The sequence below is a fragment of the Halorubrum sp. SS7 genome, from assembly GCF_005435055.1.
GTDB classification, from domain to species: Archaea; Halobacteriota; Halobacteria; order Halobacteriales; family Haloferacaceae; genus Halorubrum; species Halorubrum salinarum.
Genome location: NZ_SGXV01000319.1, coordinates 1 through 449 on the forward strand (window position 1 = coordinate 1; position 449 = coordinate 449).

Sequence of the window (449 nt, forward strand, 5' to 3'; positions counted from 1 at the left end):
CTCCGGATCTCCGCCGACCTTCCGATCGAGGATCGGGAAGTCGGCGCGGAGCGCCTCCACGTCGAACGGGTACTGTTCCTGAACTCCCATTACCCCCAATCGGGGCCCGAGGGCTAACACACCTTCGGTCCGGTACGTCTTGCCCGTATCGCTGACGCGCGGGATCGCGCGATCCGCGGCGGTTCGCCGCCGAAATCCGACCGCCCGGTCGGCGACCTTCGGTTTACTCCCCCCAGTCCGGGTTCGCCCGCGGCGGCGAGAAGATGTCGTAGCCGACGGCCGGTTCGTCGGTCCGGTTCTCGGCGGCGTGCGGCTCGCCGCCGGGGATCGCGTAGGTGTCGTCCGGGCCGACCACGCGCTCCTCGCCGTCGACGAGGAAGGTGAGCCGCCCGGCCGTGATCACGCCGATCTGTTCGTGCGGGTGGTCGTGTTCGGGCACGCCCTCGCCC

Annotated in this window: 1 protein-coding gene; it reads right to left on the bottom strand. The window is 70.4% G+C overall.

Annotation, left to right across the window (positions count from 1 at the left end; translation table 11 throughout):
• Nucleotides 1-223 precede the first annotated feature (223 nt).
• Nucleotides 224-449 (bottom strand): cupin domain-containing protein (locus EXE44_RS18195; RefSeq protein ID WP_137718062.1); only part of this gene is annotated, 226 nt, incomplete at its 5' end.